The organism is Pirellulales bacterium (assembly GCA_035533075.1).
Classification (GTDB): Bacteria; Planctomycetota; Planctomycetia; order Pirellulales; family JAICIG01; genus DASSFG01.
Genome location: DATLUO010000281.1, coordinates 48,803 through 67,627 on the forward strand (window position 1 = coordinate 48,803; position 18,825 = coordinate 67,627).

Genomic DNA, 18,825 nt, shown 5'->3' on the forward strand with positions numbered 1-18,825 from the left:
TCGCTCACTGATCGACGCGACGATACTCGCCGTAGTTGAGCAAGGCAAGGCCACTGAGGAACTGGTCGAAGGGGTTGAGCGGTCCGGGCGGCCCCACGCCGATGCCGATCGAGTTGATCGTCAGCCGCCGCGTCTGGTTCAGTGCGGTGAGCACGGCGACGATCTGCGCGGGGTTGTCGATCTTGCCGCCGGCCGGCTGACCGTCTGTAAGAAAATAGATCGACTCGGTGTCGAAGGCAAAAGCGGCTTCCAGCGCGTTATAGGAGGCCGTCTGCGGACCAAGGCCGCGCGACAGCACCCAGGCGATCGCGGCGGCCTTGTTTTCGGGCGTCGAAGGCATCAGTTGGGCCGACCAGGGAAGCACCACGATGTCGAAGGAGAGCACGTTGAAATGCGTTCCTTCGGGCAGGCTGAGGATGGCGCTCGAAAGCTCGCGCTTGGCGGCCTCGATCCGCCCGCCCGCCATGCTGGCCGAGGTGTCGATCACAAACAGCAGCCGCGCCGCGTAGATCGGCAGCCCGTAATAGGTCGATTTCGACGGCATAGCCTGGGCCATGCTGTAAGTTTGCCCGGCGTCCTTGGGCGTCCCGCGTTGCTGGGCCTGCCACCACGTCATCCAGGCGCGGGGATCGACTCCGAACTTCCGGCCGCTGACGGAGGTCAGGTGCCGCACGATGTCGACGCGCACCTCGCCGGTGGCGGTCGCCAGGAGGTTGACGAGGGCTTCGGTCGACTTGAGCACCGTAATGCGGGTCAGCGATTGCACCACCGCGCGGCGGACGGCGAACAGGTTGTTGTACGCACGCCGCTTGGCAATCTTCACCAGCGTGGCCACGCTGGTTTCGTCGTTCAGCAGGCCGAGCTGGTCGATCAACGTGAGCGCGATGGCCGCACCGGCATGGGCGCGCTCGATGGTCTGGTCGAACAACTCCAGGGCGCGACGCTCGACGTCGGCGTCGCTCGACGCCATCACGGCCGCCAACGCGCCGCAAAGCGTTTCGCGCGGCTCCGAGCGTTTGACTTCTTTGGCCACGGTGTCGAGCAGATAATCGGCGACGGGACCGGGGCCGTTCAGTTCCAACAGGGTCTTATACGTTGTTTCCCGCACGTCGTCATAGGCGCTGGTGAGGCCGTGCTGGACGAGGAACCGGGCGGTTTCGGCGGCCGGAAAGGCCGCCAACTCACGGACGGCCGCCACGCGGATGTTCGGCTTGCGGCTTTTCATTTTTTGCAGCACGGCGCGCTGCATTTCGCGTGAAGGCCCGGCGGGGGCCGCTTGTTTGTCGCCGTCCGAAGTGGGCGTGGTTTGGCTGGCCGAAGGTGGATTCGCGGCCGGTTCTGCCAGTGCCGTGCTTGCCGTAACGGCTGCGAAGAAGCCGGCGATGTGCAGCAATCTCATGGGGGCCTCTCAAGCTGGATGACACCGGTCGATTATAGTCGAAGCTGCCCGCGGGATCTTGCATCTGGTCCTGGAAAACGCTTCAATGACGGCGCTCGCCCAACAACATTAAGGAACCCCGCCATGAAATGCTGCCGGTTTGCATCGTGGATCTTGGCGTTGTCGGCCGCCGCGGCCGTGCTGGTCTTTCTGGCCGCGCCCCCAAGGCCGGGATCGGGTCACGAAGAAGACGAAAAAGAAACCGAGCCGGGTCCGGCGATCGAGTTGCCCGAACGGCCTATCGAGCTGATCATCGAGCTCGGCCGCAAGGACGAAGAGCAGGTTTTTTGGGAAGGTGAGTTGAAGCTTTCGGAAGGAAAGATTCTCAACGTCGAGTTGATGCAGGCCGCCGCCAATTCCACGCTCGACGGGGCGAAGTTCAAGGTCCGCGCGGCCCGGCGGCCCGGAGCCAAACCGGCCCAGCCGGGCAGGCAGAACCGCGGCGCGCAACGTCGTGCCCGGCAACAAAACCGCGCGGCCCGGCAGCAAGCCCGGCAGGCCAAGCCGCCGGCCGAGACTCCGGCCAAGGGCGATCAGCCGAAGCAGACCGCCGCGAAACCCGCCGCGCAGTTTCACCTGGTGCCCGTGCGAATGCGGGTGACGCTCGACGCGCCGCTCTCCGCCCGGCTGGAAATGGCCACCGATCGCGGCTCGTTCGATTTTTCGCTGGAAGAAGCGACGTCGGGCGAGGAGCAGGAATATCTCGACGGTCAGGCCTCGGTGAGCGGCGAATTGGCGGCCATCCGCCTGACGGGCGCGAAGACCGAAGACGATTTCCCCGTCATGGCCAAGGCGCCCGACGGCACGGTCTGGCTGGCGTATGTCGAGTATACGCCGGGTCCGCCGGTGGTCTTCGAGCGCGTGGCGGCGGGCAATTTCGATCTGCTCGAACCGCACGGCCACGGCGACCACATCCGGCTGATGCAGTATGACGGCCGCTCGTGGCACGCGCCGCTCGACGTGACCGAGGGCCAGCTCGACGTCTGGCGGCCAAGCATCGCCATCGACAAGCAGGGTATGGTGCGGCTGGCCTGGGCACAACCGGTCGACGGCGACTGGGAGATTTTCTCGCGCCGCTTCACTCCTCCGCGGCCCGGCATGCCCCGCGGCCGCTGGTCGGCCATCGAGCGCGTCACCAAGGTTGCGGGCACCGACTACAGTGTGCAGCTTGTCTGCGATGCGGGTGGGCAAGTCTGGGCCGCTTGGCAGGCCTGGCGCGACGGCAACTACGATATCCTGCTCGCCAAGGCCGGCGCCGAAGGCGGATGGAGCAAGCCCAAGACGATCTCGGACAGCAAGGCAGACGATTGGTCGCCCGCCGCCGCCGCCGATTCGCAAGGCCGCGTGTATGTGGCCTGGGACACCTACGACCGCGACAACTACGACGTGAAATTGTACGTCGAAGGCGACAAGCCGCGGACGATGACGGTGGCCGATTCCGCGCGTTTCGAGGCCCGGCCGGCGCTGGTCTGCGACGCCGCCGACCGGCTCTGGGTGGCCTATGAAGAAGGCGACGAGCAGTGGGGCAAGGATTACGCTTCGGCCGACGGCTTTCGCAAAGTCGGCTTCGAGCGGAACCCAGGCTTCGCGTTGTACGTCAACCGCACGTTGCGGGTGAAGTGCGTGAGCGACGGCCAGTGGAAGCAGCCCAGCGCGTCGCTGGAAGAGGCTTTTGGCGACGTGCTGACGCGCGGCAAGAGCGTGCCGCGGCTGGCGACCGACGCCGCCGGCGGGCTGTGGCTCGCGTTGCGGCACCATCCGCTCAACGATGGAGCCGGTGAGGTCTGGCACAGCTACGCACTGCGCTACGACGGCAAAGAGTGGAGCGAACCGGTCCATCTCAACAATTCGTCGAACTTAATGGATAATCGCCCGGCGCTGGTGCCGCTGGAGCAAGGGCTGCTGGCCGTCTACTCCAGCGACCGGCGCTATAACACACAGAACCGTGGCGAGGACGACCTGTACCTCACGCTGCTTGACGTGGACGGCCCAGCGGGCGAGCCGCAGCTTGTCGACGCCGAGGAGTCGCCCAAGGCCGAGGTCGAACCGGTGCATCCCCATGAGAACGAGGACGTCGCTCGTCTCCGCGAGTTCCGCCTGACGGTGGGCGACAAGAAGCTGCGGCCGCTGCGCGGCGAGTTTCATCGGCACACCGAGTTCACGGCCCACCGCGACCAGGACGGCCTGCTGGAAGACGCCTGGCGTTACGCGCTCGACGCCGGCCGGCTCGACTGGATGGGCGACGGCGACCACGACAACGGCAACGGCCACGAATATATGTGGTGGCTGATCCAGAAGACGACGGACGTGCATACCCATCCGCCGCACTTCGTGGCGGCCATGACCTACGAACGGAGCGTGGTGTATCCCAACGGCCACCGCAACGTGATGATGCCGCGGCGCGGCATCCGGCCGTTGCCGCGCGGCAAGCTGCCGGGCACGGCCGAAGAGGGCACTCCCGACACGAAGATGCTCTACGCTTATCTCAAGCACTTCGGTGCTATCTGTTCGTCGCACACCAGCGGCACGTCGATGGGCACCGACTGGCGCGACAACGACCCGGAAGTGGAGCCGGTGGTCGAGATTTACCAGGGACACCGCCACAACTACGAACACTTCGGGGCGCCGCGTTCGGCGACGGCCCAAACGCAGATCGGCGGCTATGAACCGGCCGGCTTCATCTGGAACGCTTTGGAGCGCGGCTATCGCCTCGGTTTCCAAAGCTCCAGCGATCACGTGAGCACGCACATGAGCTACGGCGTCGTGTTGGCCGAAGAGGCCTCGCGGCAGGGAATCATCGACGCCTTCAAAAAGCGGCACAGCTACGCCGCCACCGACAACATCATTCTCATCGTCCGCAGCGGCGACCAACTGATGGGCGACGAATTCGAGACTTCCGAGCGGCCGACGCTGGCGATCGAGGCCCACGGCACGGCGCCCATCGCCCGGCTGCACATCATTCGCGACAACAAGTATCTCGACACGCTGGAGCCGGGCCAGCGCGACGTCGAGCGCACCTTCACCGATATGGACGCTCAGCCGGGCAAGACGAGCTATTACTATGTCCGCGTCGAGCAAGACGACGGCAACCTCGCCTGGGCCTCGCCGATGTGGATCACGTACAAGCCGTGAGGTTCCCAGGTCTCGTCATGGATCAATACCCAGTGGATCGTCGGCGATCGGCACGGCCTGGTTCAACGCCGCACGGGCCAGGCGGGCGATGAATACCGTGGCGGCGAAAGTGGCCAGCAGGCCGAACGCGAGAAAAACGCTTTGGACCATGCTACCCTGATAACGGCCGCCGGCCAATTCGGCCAGGCTCTCCAGCGTCGAGCCGAGCCAGACGTAAAGCACCGTGCCCGGCAGCATGCCGATCCACGACGCCAGCAGAAAATCGCGGAAGCGGATGCCCGTCACGGCGAACACGTAGTTGGTGAGCGCGTAGGGAAAAACCGGCGACAGGCGGAGCAGGATCACGATCTTGAAGCCGTGGCGGCCGATCGCTTCGTCGAGCGCCCGAAAGCGGCGATTGGCGGAGACCCGTTTTTCCATCCAGCCGCGGGCCACCGTGCGGCCGATCCAGAACGCCGCCGCCGCTCCCGCCACACTGGCCAGCGAGACGACGGGCACCCCGAGCGGTACGCCGAACAGAAATCCCGCCCCCACCGTGAGGACCGCCCCCGGCACGAAAAGCACGGTCGCGACAACGTACACCGCGACGAGCGCGAGCGGGCCCCAGACGCCCATCGCCCGCACGGCTTGCAGAATCGCTTCCAACGCTTCACGAACAGGAAGCACGACCAACGCCGTCGCCACGGCCGCGGCCAGCACCAGGAACACGAGAATGCGCGCAGTCGGGCCGGGCTTCATGTCGAGCGTTCGTTACTTATCGACCCACTCGACGGGCTGCGGCTGGATGGTGTCGGCCGGCCGCGCTCCCGCGTCTTGGCGGCCGCTGCCCGCCAGCCGGCTGATGGCTTGGACCGTAATGTCATGGTCGCACGTCATTTGGCAGCTCAACCGCACGCCGGTAAGGCCGCGGGCGGCAAGCACGTTCTTTTCCGCCGCGGTCATTTTTTCCGGCTCTCCGGCAACGAAGTGGACGCGGCAGGTGGTGCATCGGGCGTTTCCGCCGCAGGCATGGAGCTGGTCGATGCCGGCCTCGTCTTCCAACGCCAGCACCAGCCGCTTGCCCGCGGGCACTTCGAATTCTCCCACGCCTTCCACGGTCAGCTTGGGCATCGCGGTTTCTCCTCTCCAAGTGGTGTCAAAAATCCGGGTCTTGCCAATCACTGAGATCGAGGCCCGTTCGATCGGCAAGCCGGGAGTGGGCCACGTTCTCTCCCCGCGGGTGCGGGCCGGAATGGTTGGCGTGCGGCCCCGGCGCGCGCCCGATCCAATCCGCCTGATAAATCTCTCCGAGGTATTTTCCGGTGGTCGAGTAGGCCGTGGTGCCGGCTAAAAAACCGACGTACTGGCCGAGGTGGTCATACAGCGCGTCGTTGGAATACCAACCGGCGAACATGCCCGATCGCAACTTCCAGACCGGCGTCATCCGAGCCTCGCGGACTGATAGAACCCTTTGTTGATCGACGCCTGAATGGTATCGGTCGCGGGTCAAGTTGTCCAGGAAAACCTGGCAATCGTGGCGACGGCAGCTTACAATAACGGTCGTTCGTGCGGAACGGAGCGAGGCATTGGATGTTCCCACACGTCGTGGGAGTCACTACCGAGAGGCCACGCCCATGTCGATCTCCGTTGTTTGTCAGTGCGGAAAGAAGTTTCAGGCCAAGGACGAGCACGCGGGTGCGAAAACGAAGTGCCCGGTGTGCGGGCAGCCGTTGACCATTCCCAGGCCCGGCGGCGGCAAGCCGTCACCTGCAAGTTCCACCGCACGCGCCCCCGATGCGCCTCAAAGGCCGCTGGCGAGCACCCCCGCGCCCGTCGCCGCGCCCCCCGCCTATGAAGGCAAGCGGATTGCCGATTGGCTCGACCTCTTGCAAGTCGATGATCCGGCGGCCCGCAAGCACGCGACCGAGGTGCTGGCCACGATCGGCCCTGAAGCGGGCACCGAACTGCCGGTCTTCATCGAGCGTCTCGAAGCCGAGCACGTGTTGATGCGGCACTGGGCGGTGAGCTGCCTGGAAAGAATCGGACCGGCGGCGCGGCCGGCGATCGACGCGTTGGTGAAGCGATTGGACGACGAAGAGCCACTGATTCGAGAACGCAGCGCCGCGGCCCTGGAGCGAATCGAGCCGGCGTGCGCGGCCTTCGCGGCCCGCCTGCGCCGGGGGTTGAGCGACAAAAACTCCGCGAAGCGCGTCTCGGCGGTGGCCACGTTTCGCCGCGAGATGAAAACGCTGGGCATTTCTCGCTGCCGCTTTTGGGCATGTAGCTGCGGCAGCGTGTTTGAAAAAGACGATCTCGAGGAACGGCTCAGGCTGCTGGCCGACGGCGAGGAGATTGAATGGGAAGGTACGCGCGGTTGCAAGAAGTGCGGCCAGAGCCATGCCCTGCGTGACGTTTACGCGGGCAAGCATGATGTGCCGCGAAAATTCTGGCCGCAGTTGATCAAGCGCTTTGGCGACCGCGTGCAGGTGCCCGACGATCTGTTGGCCGACGCTTCGCAAGAACCGCAGAGCTATGAAATCAGCGACAGCCAGATGATGGATGTGTTGGCATTAGGCCTGTCGGCCATGCCGTCAACGATGCCCGTGATTCCGGCGTCGCTGGACCTGTCCGACGACGCGGGCTATGCCCTGGCCGAGCCTGCGCCGGCACACGCCACGCCGCCCCACCTGGAAACCGACGACGCGGACCAGGAGATGGTGCCCGGCGCCATCGTCCGCAAGTCGGGCAACTACAAGTGTACGGCCTGCCATAAGATGCGCATGTCGCAGAGCAAGAGTGCTCTGAAACTTGGCCCGGCGGTACAGACCAAAACGGTGATGAAACACTTCAAAGCCGGACGTGCCTTTTCCGAGTGCCCGCATTGCGGCGATCTGACGGAGTGGCAGTTTGTGGAGTAAACGCCGTGCCGCTGGCCGAAGTAGTCCGCTTCACGCGGGCCAGGTCTACCCGCTCAGCAGCAACCACTTGGCGATGGCAAAGTAGGCGACGATGCCCGTGACGTCGACCAGGCTGGCCAGTACGGGGTTCGACATCAAGGCGGGATCGAAGCCGGTGCGCTTGAGCAAGAGCGGTAACAACGCGCCGACCAAATTGCCCCACAGGACAACCACGGCTACGGCGGCCGCCACCACGATCGAGAGCTTCACCGGGTCGAGACCGTCCAACTTCGTGCGGTCGGTCAAATAGGCGCGCAGAAATCCGACCAATGCCAGGGCCAGCCCCAACGACGCGCCCATCAAGATTTCATGCCACAGCACGCGGAACCAGTCGCTCGGCCTGACTTCGTCCAGCGCCAGCGCACGTGTGATCAACGTCGTCGATTGCGAACCGCAGTTGCCGCCCGCTGAAATAATCAATGGCAGGAAAAACACGAGCGCCGGCAATCCCTTAAGCACCGGTTCGTAAATTTCCAAAGCGCTCGCGGTCAAGAAGCCGGCCACGAACAAGATTGCCAGCCACATCACCCGCTTGCCCCACAGCGTGGCAAACGGCGTGCGGAGGTAGCTGTCGCCCAAGGGTTCCACGCCGCCCAGGCGGTAGACGTCTTCAGTCGCCTCGTCGACGATCACGTCGATCACGTCGTCGTGGGTCACGATGCCGACCAGCCGGCCGTGGGCATCGACGATGGGCAGGGCAATCAAGTCGTATTCCCTTAGTTTCTGTGCCGCCAGCTCGCGGTCTTCGTCGACGGTGGCCGACACGACCTCGGTCTGCATGATCTGCGAGACGGGCCGTTGCGGCGGCGCCAGAATCAGGTCCTTCAGCGAGACGAAGCCGATCAAGCGCCGCTCGTCGTCGAGCACGTAAGAGTAGTAAATCGTCTCGCGATCGGGGGCCACGTGACGCAGCCGGTCGATGGCCTGGGCCGCGGTCATTTCGGCCGGCAAGGTGGCGTAGTCGCTGGTCATCACCGCGCCGGTCGTCCCTTCTTGGTAGGAGGCCAGCGTGCGGATGTCTTCGCGTTCGGCATGGGCCAACAGCGGCATGATCTGCTCGACCCGCTCCGTCGGCAGCCGGCTCACCAGGTCGGCCCGTTCGTCGTGCGACATGTAGGTGAGCAAGGCCGCCAGCGTGCCCCGCTGCATCAAGCCCGTCACGCCGTCCTGCAAATCCGGCTCAAGGTAGGAGAACACGGCCGCCCGCTCGCGGCCGTCGAGCAGATGGAGCACGAACACGACTTCGTCGGGCTTGAGATCGTCGAGCAATTCGGCCGAATCGGCCGGATGATGGCCCACGAAGAACTCGCGCAGCCCGACCTCGTTTCGCTCGATGATGAGCTCGCGAAGATCGGGCGCCAGCAGGGGATTCCGCATGGTATGGAAAAAAGGGAGTGGAACGGACCCGCGAGAATTCTAGCGTGCAACGGCCTTACGATACATGGCCATTCAGCACCTTTTCGGCTTCTTCGACGATGGCCGCCAAGCGATCGACCAGGCTGGTGGCGTCGAAGCCGGGCCGCTTTGATCGCGACAACGCGGCGCGCAGCGACGCGAGCCGTTCGTCGTAAGAGCGGGCGGTGGGCCTTTGGGGGACCGGCTCCATCCGCATGCGCATCCATTGGCTGCCGGCGATCTGCAGGGCCGCCGCCAGCGGCGCTCCCAGCAGAATGCCCGGCAGGCCGGCGATTTCCGCCATGCCAAAAATGACCACCGCCGTAATCAACGCGTTATAGCGTCGCCGGTCGAAAAACCTAGGTTCCACGAACCATTGCAAGGCCAGCAACACGAGCAAGGTGTAGAGCAAGGCCAGCACCGTCACACCCCACGCCGTATGCGGACCGAGAACGATCGCCGGCAGCGACAACAGCAACACCGCCGTCGCCGCCAGCAGCACGCCGATCCACGGGATCAGCCACGCCGCGGCGCCCACCAGCGCCAGCAACAGCGGATAACGCTCGCCCAGCGCCCGGTAGCCGATCCACAACAACACACCGGCCGCCAGGCTTTGCACCGCTTCGCTGCGCAGATAGGCCCCCACATCGTCCTCGACCGATCGCCACAACTGGCGGGCGGACGTGCGCCGCTCGAGCGGCAAAAGCGACAGCCAGAGTCGCTCGAAGTGTACCTGATCGATCGACCAATAAACGCTGAGGAACAGTACGATTACGAAGTCGACCGAGACGGCAATCAAGTCGAAGGTGGCGCCGACGACGGTGTGCAGCAAGGCCGCCCCCGGTTCGCCGGCCAGGGCGGCGAAAAAGTCGTCGGGCGCCGGCAGCCGCGCGGCGATCGCCCGCTGCACCCGGCCGCCGTCGCGCCACTCGTCGAAGGCGGTTTGATAGGCGCTGACGAAATCGTCGCCCAGGCGCTGAATCTCGTTGAGAACCGGGCCATAGCCGAGCACCAGCAGAAGTGCCAGTGATCCGAACACCAACAGGTAGGCGCAGCCGATGGCCGGAGGACGCGCCAACCGGAGGCGCACCAGCCAGGCGGTCGTCGGACGCAGCGACGCCGCGATGGCCAGCGACGCGGCGAACAGCAACGCCGCTCCGCGCAACAGCCAGACGAGGTAAATGCCGGTCAGCACTGCCAGAACGACGACCGTATTAAGTGCCAGACGCGCCATGACGATGCTAGGGTTGCTTGAGCGACGGCCCTTCGAACGCGGTTTTGACCGAGGCGGCCAGCAAGGCGCGATCGAGATCGACGGCCAGCGACTCGACCGATTCTTCAACGCGGTCGCTGCGAGGAGTGGCCGCGCTTTCTTTCTGCCGGATCTGCTGTTGAACGTCGCGCAGCAGTTCGCGGATCTGATAGCGCAGCAGGCTGAGAACGTCGCGGCCCGCGGGCTCGGGTACGTCGCTGGCCTCGGTCCGAAAGACCCAGCGGTCGAGCAGAAGCTGAATGACGGCCGCCATGGGGATCGCCAGCACCGCGCCGGGCAAGCCGAGCAACGCGCTGAAGCCCGCGATCGCCAGCAGCGTCACGATGGCGTTGACCCCCACCGAGCGGTCCATAATCCGCGGCACCAAGACATTGCTTTCGATCTGCTGCAACACCACCACCGCGCCCAACACCCACAGCGCCGTCGAGGTGCTGACCGAGAGGGCCACCAGCAAGGCGGGAACCGCCCACAAGATCGGCCCGAACACCGGCACGGCTTCCAGCACGCCGGCCACCAAGGCCAGCGACAGGGCGTACGGCACCCCGAGCAGCCAATACGTCGCCAGCACCATCGAGGCCATGATCAGGCAAAGAAAGCCTTGGCCGCGGAGGTAGGCGCCGATCTTGGCTTCGATCTCGTCGATCAGTTGCCGCGCTCTTTCGCGGCGTGACGTCGGAACGAGCAACAGGAACGAGCGGATGGTGCGGTCGCCGTAGACCGACCAGTAAAACGCCAAGAGCGCAACGGCCACGACAAGGTAGACGCCCCTCACGACCAGCGCCGCATAGTCTAAAGCCTGCCCCACCGCGCTGATTGTCTCTTCGGCCGACGGCGGGGCTCCTTCATCGATGCGAAGCCTCAGCGGAAGCTGCTCGGCGAACCGCGCCACGAATTCGTTGGGAACATGCATCAAGTAGTCGCGGAGCTGTTGATAATCGTGCGGTAATTGGTCCAGCAGCGATCCAGCCTGTTGCCAAACGAAGGGCAGTCCGAGCAGGGCGACGGCCGCCAGCGAGCCACCCACGGCCAGGTAGACCGCCACCGACGCCACGCCCCGCGACATGCCCCTTCGTCGCAGCAACTCGACGAGCGGGTTGAGCGCCATGGCCAGCACGATGCCCACCAGCAGTAGGAACAGAACCGTGCTGAAATAATAGAGCAACAAGAAGATGCTTACGACGCCCGCCACCACCAAAGTGCCGGCGGCAACTTGTCGCGGAGGCCATAGACATGGATCAGCGTCGGGCATGGTGGTGGCGGGTGAGTCGTGGCTTGACGCGTAGGCCGGACTTTCCAGCCTGACCTACGAAAAGTACGGCATGCACTTTGCAGAAATTGCGCCGGATGCTTGAATTCTGGAGGTCGCAATCATGATCTGTGCCGCACGCCAGGCCGCTCTGTGGACCACGAGCGAAGCCATGTTGGAGTCGCGAGAAATCCACGCGGTCCTGTCGCTCTCTCCGGACGCCTTTGGGCTCGTGGGCATGTTTTACACCAGCGGCGAAAGCCGGCGGGCCGCGGTCCAGCAGGCCATCGCCGCGTCGCTCGAAAAACTGGGCATGGGCGTCTGCCGCGTCGAGTTGCTCGATGCGGAAGAAGCGGAGCAACCGGGAAAGCACCGCGACGTCGGCCTGCTGGCCGACCGCATGCACGCCACGCTCGATATTCTGGCCACCCGCTCCGACACCCGTCGCCTGCCGTTGGCGATCTTGGCCAGCGAGGCCGCGGTGCCGGCGGCCATCGCCGTGGCCAACAGCCGGCCGCGTCAGGTGAATACGGTGGTGGCCTGTTACGGCCGGCCCGACCAGGCACCCGTTGATCTCGCGACGGCCACCGTGCCCACGCTGTTGGTCGTGCCCAGCAAGGATGCCGCCTTGGTCGCGCGCAACGAGCGCGTCTTCGAGCAGCTCAATTGCGCCAGCCAACTGGCGGTGATCGTCGGCGCCAGCCGCCAGTTCAGTGAGCCGGGCACGCTCGTGGCCTGCGACTATGTGGTGCAGCAGTGGTGCGAGCGTCAACTGCGATCGGCCGCGCGGTCTCCCAAGTCGCGCTGTTGAGCGCGGCAACGTCTCTCGATGATTTTGTCAAGCCTGAAAAACCGGCCGCGTCGATGAGTGAGAAAAGTCTCTTTGTGCTCTCGGCCACCAAGCTTATAATGGGGCCTTCGTTTGCCGCCGCCGAGCGGCGCACCAGAACTGAGTTAACCCGGGGGAAACGGCGCCGTGCTTTCTGTTCGACCGAAGATCGCCGAGTTGGTGTTCCAGCTTTATGGCCGCTCACTGCATCCGGAGTTGTTCGAGATTCATGCTTCGCGCACCGTGCGGCGCGGTGATTATGAGGCGACCGTCAACATCACCAGCGCGGGCCATGTCGTCTGCTGGCGGTATCACGGCCTGATCCTCACCGAGGTTGCCACGGCGGCCAACCACCCGCTGCCGCAGAAACGGCGGTTGCTCAGTCATCGTTTGAAAGGCGAACGCAGCGACCGCGTGGAATGCCGCGGCGGCGCGACCTACCAGGTCAACTTCCAGTTGGAACCGGTCGAGCCGGAGGTGTTCTGGACGTTTCAGCAGGAGTTGTGCCACGATGGCGAGCGGCAGGGAATGTTGTTCCGCTTCAACTCCAGCGGCCGCATGGCCTTGGGCGCGCTGAGCTATGTCCACGTCGAAACGCGCAATCGCAGCCTGTCGGTGCAGGCGTTTCACACCTTCCCCGACGATTACGCCGTCGTCAAGAGCCAGTCGCTGTTCGAGATTCCCAAGTAGCGGGTCATTGCCGGGCCAGTGACTGCAACGTCGCGGCCTGGCCCCGATAACGTTCGGCACGGTGCAAATATCGTTTCTGCCGGGGCTTGCTGCCCGACTGCTTCGCCAGGCTTTCATACTTTTCGGCCAGCGCCAGCTTGACTTCTACGAGCGTCTTCTTCTTCACGGTCGTCATTGTTTCTCTCCTTGGTTGTCTCGGAATGGTTTTATAGTGGACGTTGCGGCGATTCGCCAGAGCTCAATTCGCAGGGCCCGAGAGGCACAGCGCCGCGAAACTGCTGGCGTTCAGGCAAAAATGAAGCGTCACCGACGGCATCAGGCGGTGCGTCTGCTGATAGAGATAGCCGAGTGCCAGCGCGAAAAAGAACAGCGGCACCGCGTCGGCGCCGTGTCCCAGATGCAGGAGGGCGAACACCAGCGAACTGACGATAATGGCACCGCGCCGCGGTTGCACTTGCGGAGCAGCCTCGCTATCGGCGGCGACGACGGGGTCGGGCGCTTGAAGCACGCGGACCGATTCGAGCCACCCTTGCAGCAACGCGCGAAACAAAAGCTCCTCCGCCAGCGGCGCGACGGCCACGGCCGACAGACCAGACAAAACGTACAGCAGCCAACTCGGATGCCGCTCGAGCACTTCGATAATCGGATGTCGTTGGGTAACGAAAGCCGACAGTAGCGCCTGCAAGCCATAAATCGGCGCCGCAATCGCCGCGAAGGCGAGCAACCCAGCGCGAAGGTCGTCACGCACCGTCTCTCGGCGCCAGCCCAGATCGGACCAGGAGGCATCCGTGTGCGAAAGAATCCAGAGCAGGACGAAACCGATCGTCGCAAGGTTGCCTGCGGTATTCGACGCCAGGTCCAAAGCAAATTTGTCGGGGTCCGTCGAGTCAGGCGGAAGCGCCGCCAGCCGCGTGGCGTCGTCGGTCCAGCCGGCCGCGGACGCGATGACCGAACAGACCGTCCACAGCGCGCTTCTAGCGAAAACATAAAATACGATTACCATCAATAGGTCGAGGCCCCGCCACGGCACCGCCCGGCGCGGCGTCAAAGGCAGCATCGCCCGGCCCTGCCGCAGGCGATGGGCGATCAAGGTCCACGCCGCGACGCTCATGGCGAGCATCGCCAAAAAAACGAGGGCGGTGGGCCAATTCATATCTACCTGGCGTCGGTCACCTGCGGCGACCGTCCCACGCAATAGAGAACGCGATCGCTGCGCAGAAAGATCTGCCCGGCGCAGGCCGCGGGCGAAGCACGAAACACCTCGTCGCCGGCCGCCGCGATTTTGTTCCGCGCAACCTCCTCGAACTGCCGGCCGGGCTTGATGACCACCACCGTGCCGTCCTCGCTCAGGAAATACGCCAGGCCGGCCGCCGCGATCGGCGACGCCGAACAGTTCCCCGCGACCCGCTCTTGCCAAACGACCGCGCCGGTCGGCGCGTCATAGCACACGGCAATGCCGTCCATGCCGACCACCATCAGATAGTCGTCGATCAGAATCGGCGAAGGTAGGTCGCGCCGCGACTTGCGAGGCGTGTGCCAGGCCATCCGGGTCTGCGTCACGTCGCCTTGGCCGCCCGGCTTCACCGCGTAAATATCGCCGGGCAGGCCGTTGACCAGGAACACCAGTCCCTTGCCGGGCGTGGCGGTCGGCTCGCCGCGACCGTTGAAACCCGCGCAAAACCAGAGTTCTTTCCCGCTGGCCGGAGCGTAGGCCGTCACGCCCGTGTGACCGTTCAAGATCAACTCTTGCCGTCCGTCCACGTCGAGCAGAATGGGCGTGCTCCAGCCGCGATGATCGGGCCGCGGCACGCGCCAAACCGTCTTGCCGGTGCGCTTGTCATAGGCGGCCAGAAAGGCGTTGCTGTCGGCGTCGCCGTTTTGCACCACCAAGTCGCCGACCAGCACCGGCGAGGCCCCCACGCCCCAGGGATTGTCGAACTGGCCCAGGTCATTCGACCAAAGGTGTTTGCCCGCGACCGAGTAAGCGTGCAGGCCGGCGCGGCCGAAAAACGCCACCACCACTTCGCCGTCGGTGACGCAGGTGGGCGAGGCAAAGGTGTTCATTTTGTGCAGCCCCTCCGGCTGCCCGTCAAACTGCACGCTCTGCTTCCAGAGCAGCTTGCCGCCGCGGCGGTCGAGGCAAAGCACGTTGCGGCGGCGGCCGCCATCTTCGGCGCTGGTCAGAAAGAGCTTGTCTTGCCAGATTACGGGCGACGATTCGCCCACGCCCGGCAGAGGCGCCTTCCAGTCGATATCTCCGTTGCCCCACTTGACGGGCAACTTCGTCTCAGTCGAGTGACCATCTCCCCGCGGTCCGCGCCACCGCGGCCAGGGGGTTTGGGCGTGCGACACGGCGGCGCTCAGCCAGCACGCCAAGGCCATGACGACAATACGGCAGGTGGTTCTCATATTTTCAGTCTCCAATATCATGTAGGGTGGGACCAGCGAGCTTGCGAGCGCCGGCCCACCGTGATCAGGGATCAGGGATCAGGGATCAGGGATCAGGGATCAGGGTTCAGGGTTCGCGTTCCGGAGAAATTGCAAATTGCCAATTGGAAGCAAGGCGTGGACCAGAAGACAAAACAGCCAAGACCCAAGAGCCAAGAGCCAAGAGCCAAGACCTCAATCCAAAATCCAAAATCCAAAATCCAAAATCCAAAATCCAAAATCGTCACGCGATCGGCACAGGCACCGGCTCGGCGTGCCAGATGTCGCGGCAGTATTCGGCGATTGCCCGGTCCGACGAAAACTTGCCCATGCGGGCCACGTTCACGAGCGACATCCGGTTCCAACGGGCCTTGTCGTGATAGACGCCGGCCACTTCATCCTGGCATTCAATGTACGAAGCAAAATCGGCCAGCACCAGATAGGGGTCGTGGTCGAGCAACGATTCCACCAGCGGGCGAAAGACCTCTCGATCGCCCTTGGAGAACTCGCCCGAAGCGATCAGGTCGATCGCCGCACGCAGCTCCGGGTCGCACTCATACAAGTCGCGCGGCCGATAGCCTTTCGACTTGCGGCCGGCCACCTCCTCGGCGGTCATCCCGAACAAGAAGAAATTCTCGGCGCCCACTTCCTCGCGGATTTCGACGTTGGCGCCGTCCAGCGTGCCGATGGTCAGCGCTCCGTTGAAGGCGAACTTCATGTTGCCGGTGCCCGACGCCTCGGTGCCCGCCGTGGAAATCTGCTCCGACAAATCCGCCCCCGGATAGACCGTGTGCGCCGTCTTGACGCTGAAGTTCGGGAAGAACACGATCTTCAAACGGTCGCGAACGTCGCGGTCGCGGTTCACGACCTCGGCCACGGAGTTGATCAAGCGGATCATCAACTTGGCCATGACGTAGCCCGGCGCGGCTTTGCCTCCGAAAACAATCGTGCGCGGCAGCACGTCCATGCGCGGATTGGTCTTCATGCGATGATAGAGCGTGACGGCGTGCAGCACGTTGAGGTGCTGCCGCTTGTACTCGTGAATGCGTTTGACCTGCACGTCGAAGAGCGTGGCCGGATCGGTCCGGATGCCGGTGGCCGCTTCCATGGCCCGCGCCAGCCGCGTCTTGTTGGCCTGCTTGATGGCCTGCCATTCGTGCAGAAAGGCGGAATCCGCCGCGAATTTTTCCAGCTCCAGCAGCCGGCTGCTCTCGCGCACCCAGCGGTCGCCGATGGTGTCGGTGATCAGCCGCGACAGGCCCGGATTGGCCAGCAACAAGAACCGCCGCAAAGTGACGCCGTTGGTCTTGTTCGAAAACTTTTCGGGCCACAGATCGTAGAAGTCTTTGAGCACGGTCTGCTCCAAAAGCCGCGTGTGCAGCGCCGCCACGCCGTTCACGGCCCGGCTGCCGACGCAGGCCAGGTTCGCCATCCGCACGTGCCGCTCGCGCCCCTCTTCGATGATCGAAAGCCGCTCCAGCTTGGCGCCGTCGCCCGGATACTGGGCCTGCACCTTGTCGAGAAACCGCCGGTTGATCTCGTAGATGATTTCCAGGTGCCGCGGCAACACGCGGGCAAACAGCGCCAGCGGCCATTTCTCCAACGCTTCGGGCAACAAAGTGTGATTGGTGTAGGCAAACACGCGGCTGGTGATCTGCCAGGCCCGTTCCCACTCCAGATGGTGCTCGTCGACCAGCAGCCGCATCAGCTCGGCCACGCCGATCGTGGGGTGCGTGTCGTTAAGCTGGATGACGTACTTCTGTTGGAAGTTGTCGAGCGTCTGTTCGCGCTGCAGGTAAATGCGGATCATGTCTCGCAGCGAGCACGAGACGAAGAAGTATTGTTGTTCCAGCCGCAATTGCTTGCCGGCGGCCGGCTCGTCGTTGGGGTAAAGCACCTTGGTGATGTTCTCCGACACGATCTTCTTGTCGACCGCGCGGTAATAATCGCCCACGTTGAAGGCCTGAAAATCAAACGACTCATGGGCCTCGGCCTTCCACAGCCGCAGCAGGTTGACCGTGCCCACGCCGTAGCCTTGCATCAGGGTGTCGCAGGGCGTGCCCATGACGACGCGGTCGGGCACCCAGCGCACGCAGTAACGGCCCGCTTGGTCGGCGTACGGTTCGGTGTGTCCGCCCAGCTTGACCTCGAAGGCGACCTCCGGGCGAGTGATCTCCCAGGGATAGCCCAGCCGCAGCCAGCGGTCGCTTTTTTCGACCTGCTGGCCGTCGTGAATCTCCTGCTTGAAGATGCCGAACTCATAGCGAATGCCGTAGCCGATGGAAGGTATCTGCAGCGTGGCCAGCGACTCCATGTAGCAGGCGGCCAATCGGCCCAGGCCGCCGTTGCCCAGGCCGGGCTCCTCTTCCTGGTCGAGCAGCTCGTCGAGGTTCTGGCCCAGGTCGGCGACGGCCTGCCGCGCCGCCTCGTAGATGCCGAGATTGATCAGGTTCTTGCCCAGTTGCGGCCCGATGAGAAACTCGGCCGAGAGATACGCGACCGTGCGGCTTTCCTTCTCGAAGTACGTCGACGCGGTCTTGACCCACCGCCGCAAGATGCAGTCGCGCACCGTGTAGGCCAGGGCGAGGTAATAGTCATGCTTGGAGGCGATTTCAGGAAACTTCCCCAGCATGCGGAACAAGTTTTCGTCGATATGCGAGCGCAGCTCGCGGGCAGTATCGTTCATTAGTTCAGGACCCTGTTGGGCATTAGGCGTTGGGCATTGGGCGTTAGGCGTTAGGCGTTAGGCGTTAGGACAGCGTCCTCACACCGCGCCTAAAGCCTAACGCCTATCGCCTAACGCCTCTGTGACCGCGATTGTACCGATTCGGCATGCACATTTCACTCGCTGATGATCTTGTTGCCGAGGTGGAGAGTCGCTACCGAAGCCATGTCGGGCCGGCTGCGGCTGCGGTGCGAAGGGAGCACCTTGAGCTACTTTGTCAGCGACGAGAGCGAGAGCGACTTCCGGGAGCTGCGGAGCGAGGGTTTCGTGAGCGACGACGTCAAGTGGATCCGGGCGGCGGCGATCACCGGCGGCTCAAAGAGCCCGCTCACGGACGTTTTGGAACTGATCAATCTATTGGGCCTTCCCATCGAGTTTGCTCAACAGCTCGATCCTTACGTGCGAGGCAAATATGCCGAGTTGTGGCAGCAAGCGAAGAAGCGGTATGTAACGCTTTGGCGAAACAAATGGCTGACCGCCGACGCTCATACGCTAGAAGACATGATCGGGGCGCTTCGCGCGGCGGCTGCCGTGCTCGAATCCATGCTCGACGACGGCGTCACTCTTGATGCCGAAGCGGGCGGTGTGGGCGACGATGATGCGCATCTGGTGACCACCGATCCTGAAGTGGCCAAGAAGTACGACATGCTCGAAGAGTCCGAGTTCTGGGGCAAGGAAGAAGACGACGACGACGAACAGACTGGGATCAACTGAACGGACAGGATGGCGAAATA

At 64.0% G+C, this 18,825-nt stretch carries 16 protein-coding genes; 5 read left to right on the forward strand and 11 right to left on the reverse strand.

Annotation, left to right across the window (positions count from 1 at the left end; translation table 11 throughout):
• Nucleotides 1-4: 4 nt before the first annotated feature.
• Entirely contained in the window at nt 5-1,399 is a 1,395-nt protein-coding gene (locus VNH11_35075) for a hypothetical protein (GenBank protein HVA51617.1), read from the reverse strand.
• A 123-nt stretch (nt 1,400-1,522) separates the two neighbouring features.
• On the opposite strand from VNH11_35075, the gene VNH11_35080 reads away from it, so the two are divergent.
• Nucleotides 1,523-4,570 carry a hypothetical protein gene (locus VNH11_35080; protein HVA51618.1) on the forward strand — a complete coding sequence of 1,016 codons (3,048 nt, stop codon included), beginning with the start codon at nt 1,523-1,525 and terminating at the stop codon, nt 4,568-4,570.
• A 15-nt stretch (nt 4,571-4,585) separates the two neighbouring features.
• Here the strand turns inward: VNH11_35080 and VNH11_35085 are convergent, their stop codons facing one another.
• From VNH11_35085 to VNH11_35095, 3 genes are read right to left on the reverse strand one after another with little or no spacing between them, the layout of a single operon-like run.
• Nucleotides 4,586-5,308, reverse strand: a complete 723-nt coding sequence (locus VNH11_35085) for a TVP38/TMEM64 family protein (protein ID HVA51619.1) — start codon at nt 5,306-5,308, stop codon at nt 4,586-4,588.
• A 12-nt stretch (nt 5,309-5,320) separates the two neighbouring features.
• On the reverse strand, nt 5,321-5,680 hold the full coding sequence (locus VNH11_35090) for a 2Fe-2S iron-sulfur cluster-binding protein (GenBank protein HVA51620.1): 360 nt from the start codon (nt 5,678-5,680) through the stop codon (nt 5,321-5,323).
• 25 nt (nt 5,681-5,705) lie between these two features.
• A complete protein-coding gene (locus VNH11_35095) occupies nt 5,706-5,993 on the reverse strand; it encodes a hypothetical protein (protein HVA51621.1) in 288 nt (95 codons plus the stop codon).
• 190 nt (nt 5,994-6,183) lie between these two features.
• Between VNH11_35095 and VNH11_35100 the strand changes: the two genes are divergently transcribed.
• Entirely contained in the window at nt 6,184-7,467 is a 1,284-nt protein-coding gene (locus tag VNH11_35100) for a HEAT repeat domain-containing protein (protein HVA51622.1), read from the forward strand.
• Between the two features lie 45 nt (nt 7,468-7,512).
• On the opposite strand, the gene mgtE is transcribed toward VNH11_35100, so the two are convergent.
• From mgtE to VNH11_35115, 3 genes are read right to left on the reverse strand one after another with little or no spacing between them, the layout of a single operon-like run.
• Nucleotides 7,513-8,883 (reverse strand): magnesium transporter, encoded by a 1,371-nt coding sequence (gene mgtE / locus VNH11_35105; GenBank protein HVA51623.1) that lies wholly within the window; start codon nt 8,881-8,883, stop codon nt 7,513-7,515.
• Nucleotides 8,884-8,938: 55 nt separating this feature from the next.
• A complete protein-coding gene (locus tag VNH11_35110; GenBank protein HVA51624.1) occupies nt 8,939-10,135 on the reverse strand; it encodes an AI-2E family transporter in 1,197 nt (398 codons plus the stop codon).
• A gap of 7 nt (nt 10,136-10,142) precedes the next feature.
• On the reverse strand, nt 10,143-11,423 hold the full coding sequence (locus tag VNH11_35115) for an AI-2E family transporter (protein HVA51625.1): 1,281 nt from the start codon (nt 11,421-11,423) through the stop codon (nt 10,143-10,145).
• 121 nt (nt 11,424-11,544) lie between these two features.
• Between VNH11_35115 and VNH11_35120 the strand changes: the two genes are divergently transcribed.
• The gene (locus VNH11_35120) at nt 11,545-12,231 is read left to right on the forward strand and encodes a hypothetical protein (GenBank protein ID HVA51626.1); all 687 of its coding nucleotides are present in this window, start codon (nt 11,545-11,547) and stop codon (nt 12,229-12,231) included.
• Between the two features lie 165 nt (nt 12,232-12,396).
• Nucleotides 12,397-12,939, forward strand: coding sequence for a DUF2617 family protein (locus VNH11_35125; protein ID HVA51627.1), 543 nt, complete (start codon nt 12,397-12,399; stop codon nt 12,937-12,939).
• Between the two features lie 4 nt (nt 12,940-12,943).
• Here the strand turns inward: VNH11_35125 and VNH11_35130 are convergent, their stop codons facing one another.
• From VNH11_35130 to VNH11_35145, 4 genes are all read right to left on the reverse strand, one after another.
• The gene (locus tag VNH11_35130; protein HVA51628.1) at nt 12,944-13,114 is read right to left on the reverse strand and encodes a hypothetical protein; all 171 of its coding nucleotides are present in this window, start codon (nt 13,112-13,114) and stop codon (nt 12,944-12,946) included.
• A gap of 63 nt (nt 13,115-13,177) precedes the next feature.
• Nucleotides 13,178-14,092, reverse strand: a complete 915-nt coding sequence (locus VNH11_35135) for a CPBP family intramembrane glutamic endopeptidase (protein ID HVA51629.1) — start codon at nt 14,090-14,092, stop codon at nt 13,178-13,180.
• Between the two features lie 2 nt (nt 14,093-14,094).
• Nucleotides 14,095-15,348 carry a PQQ-binding-like beta-propeller repeat protein gene (locus tag VNH11_35140; protein ID HVA51630.1) on the reverse strand — a complete coding sequence of 418 codons (1,254 nt, stop codon included), beginning with the start codon at nt 15,346-15,348 and terminating at the stop codon, nt 14,095-14,097.
• 262 nt (nt 15,349-15,610) lie between these two features.
• Nucleotides 15,611-18,052 (reverse strand): glycogen/starch/alpha-glucan phosphorylase, encoded by a 2,442-nt coding sequence (locus tag VNH11_35145; GenBank protein HVA51631.1) that lies wholly within the window; start codon nt 18,050-18,052, stop codon nt 15,611-15,613.
• 204 nt (nt 18,053-18,256) lie between these two features.
• Here VNH11_35145 and VNH11_35150 point away from each other — a divergent pair, with 204 nt between their 5' ends.
• Nucleotides 18,257-18,805, forward strand: a complete 549-nt coding sequence (locus VNH11_35150; GenBank protein HVA51632.1) for a hypothetical protein — start codon at nt 18,257-18,259, stop codon at nt 18,803-18,805.
• Nucleotides 18,806-18,825 lie beyond the last annotated feature (20 nt).

Excerpts from the sequence above, each read along its gene's own strand:
- VNH11_35075 (HVA51617.1), bottom strand. The coding sequence starts at position 1,399 with ATGAGATTGCTGCACATCGCCGGCTTCTTCGCAGCCGTTACGGCAAGC.
- VNH11_35080 (HVA51618.1), top strand. The coding sequence starts at position 1,523 with ATGAAATGCTGCCGGTTTGCATCGTGGATCTTGGCGTTGTCGGCCGCC.
- VNH11_35085 (HVA51619.1), bottom strand. The coding sequence starts at position 5,308 with ATGAAGCCCGGCCCGACTGCGCGCATTCTCGTGTTCCTGGTGCTGGCC.
- VNH11_35090 (HVA51620.1), bottom strand. The coding sequence starts at position 5,680 with ATGCCCAAGCTGACCGTGGAAGGCGTGGGAGAATTCGAAGTGCCCGCG.
- VNH11_35095 (HVA51621.1), bottom strand. The coding sequence starts at position 5,993 with ATGACGCCGGTCTGGAAGTTGCGATCGGGCATGTTCGCCGGTTGGTAT.
- VNH11_35100 (HVA51622.1), top strand. The coding sequence starts at position 6,184 with ATGTCGATCTCCGTTGTTTGTCAGTGCGGAAAGAAGTTTCAGGCCAAG.
- mgtE (HVA51623.1), bottom strand. The coding sequence starts at position 8,883 with ATGCGGAATCCCCTGCTGGCGCCCGATCTTCGCGAGCTCATCATCGAG.
- VNH11_35110 (HVA51624.1), bottom strand. The coding sequence starts at position 10,135 with ATGGCGCGTCTGGCACTTAATACGGTCGTCGTTCTGGCAGTGCTGACC.
- VNH11_35115 (HVA51625.1), bottom strand. The coding sequence starts at position 11,423 with ATGCCCGACGCTGATCCATGTCTATGGCCTCCGCGACAAGTTGCCGCC.
- VNH11_35120 (HVA51626.1), top strand. The coding sequence starts at position 11,545 with ATGATCTGTGCCGCACGCCAGGCCGCTCTGTGGACCACGAGCGAAGCC.
- VNH11_35130 (HVA51628.1), bottom strand. The coding sequence starts at position 13,114 with ATGACGACCGTGAAGAAGAAGACGCTCGTAGAAGTCAAGCTGGCGCTG.
- VNH11_35135 (HVA51629.1), bottom strand. The coding sequence starts at position 14,092 with ATGAATTGGCCCACCGCCCTCGTTTTTTTGGCGATGCTCGCCATGAGC.
- VNH11_35140 (HVA51630.1), bottom strand. The coding sequence starts at position 15,348 with ATGAGAACCACCTGCCGTATTGTCGTCATGGCCTTGGCGTGCTGGCTG.
- VNH11_35145 (HVA51631.1), bottom strand. The coding sequence starts at position 18,052 with ATGAACGATACTGCCCGCGAGCTGCGCTCGCATATCGACGAAAACTTG.
- VNH11_35150 (HVA51632.1), top strand. The coding sequence starts at position 18,257 with ATGTCGGGCCGGCTGCGGCTGCGGTGCGAAGGGAGCACCTTGAGCTAC.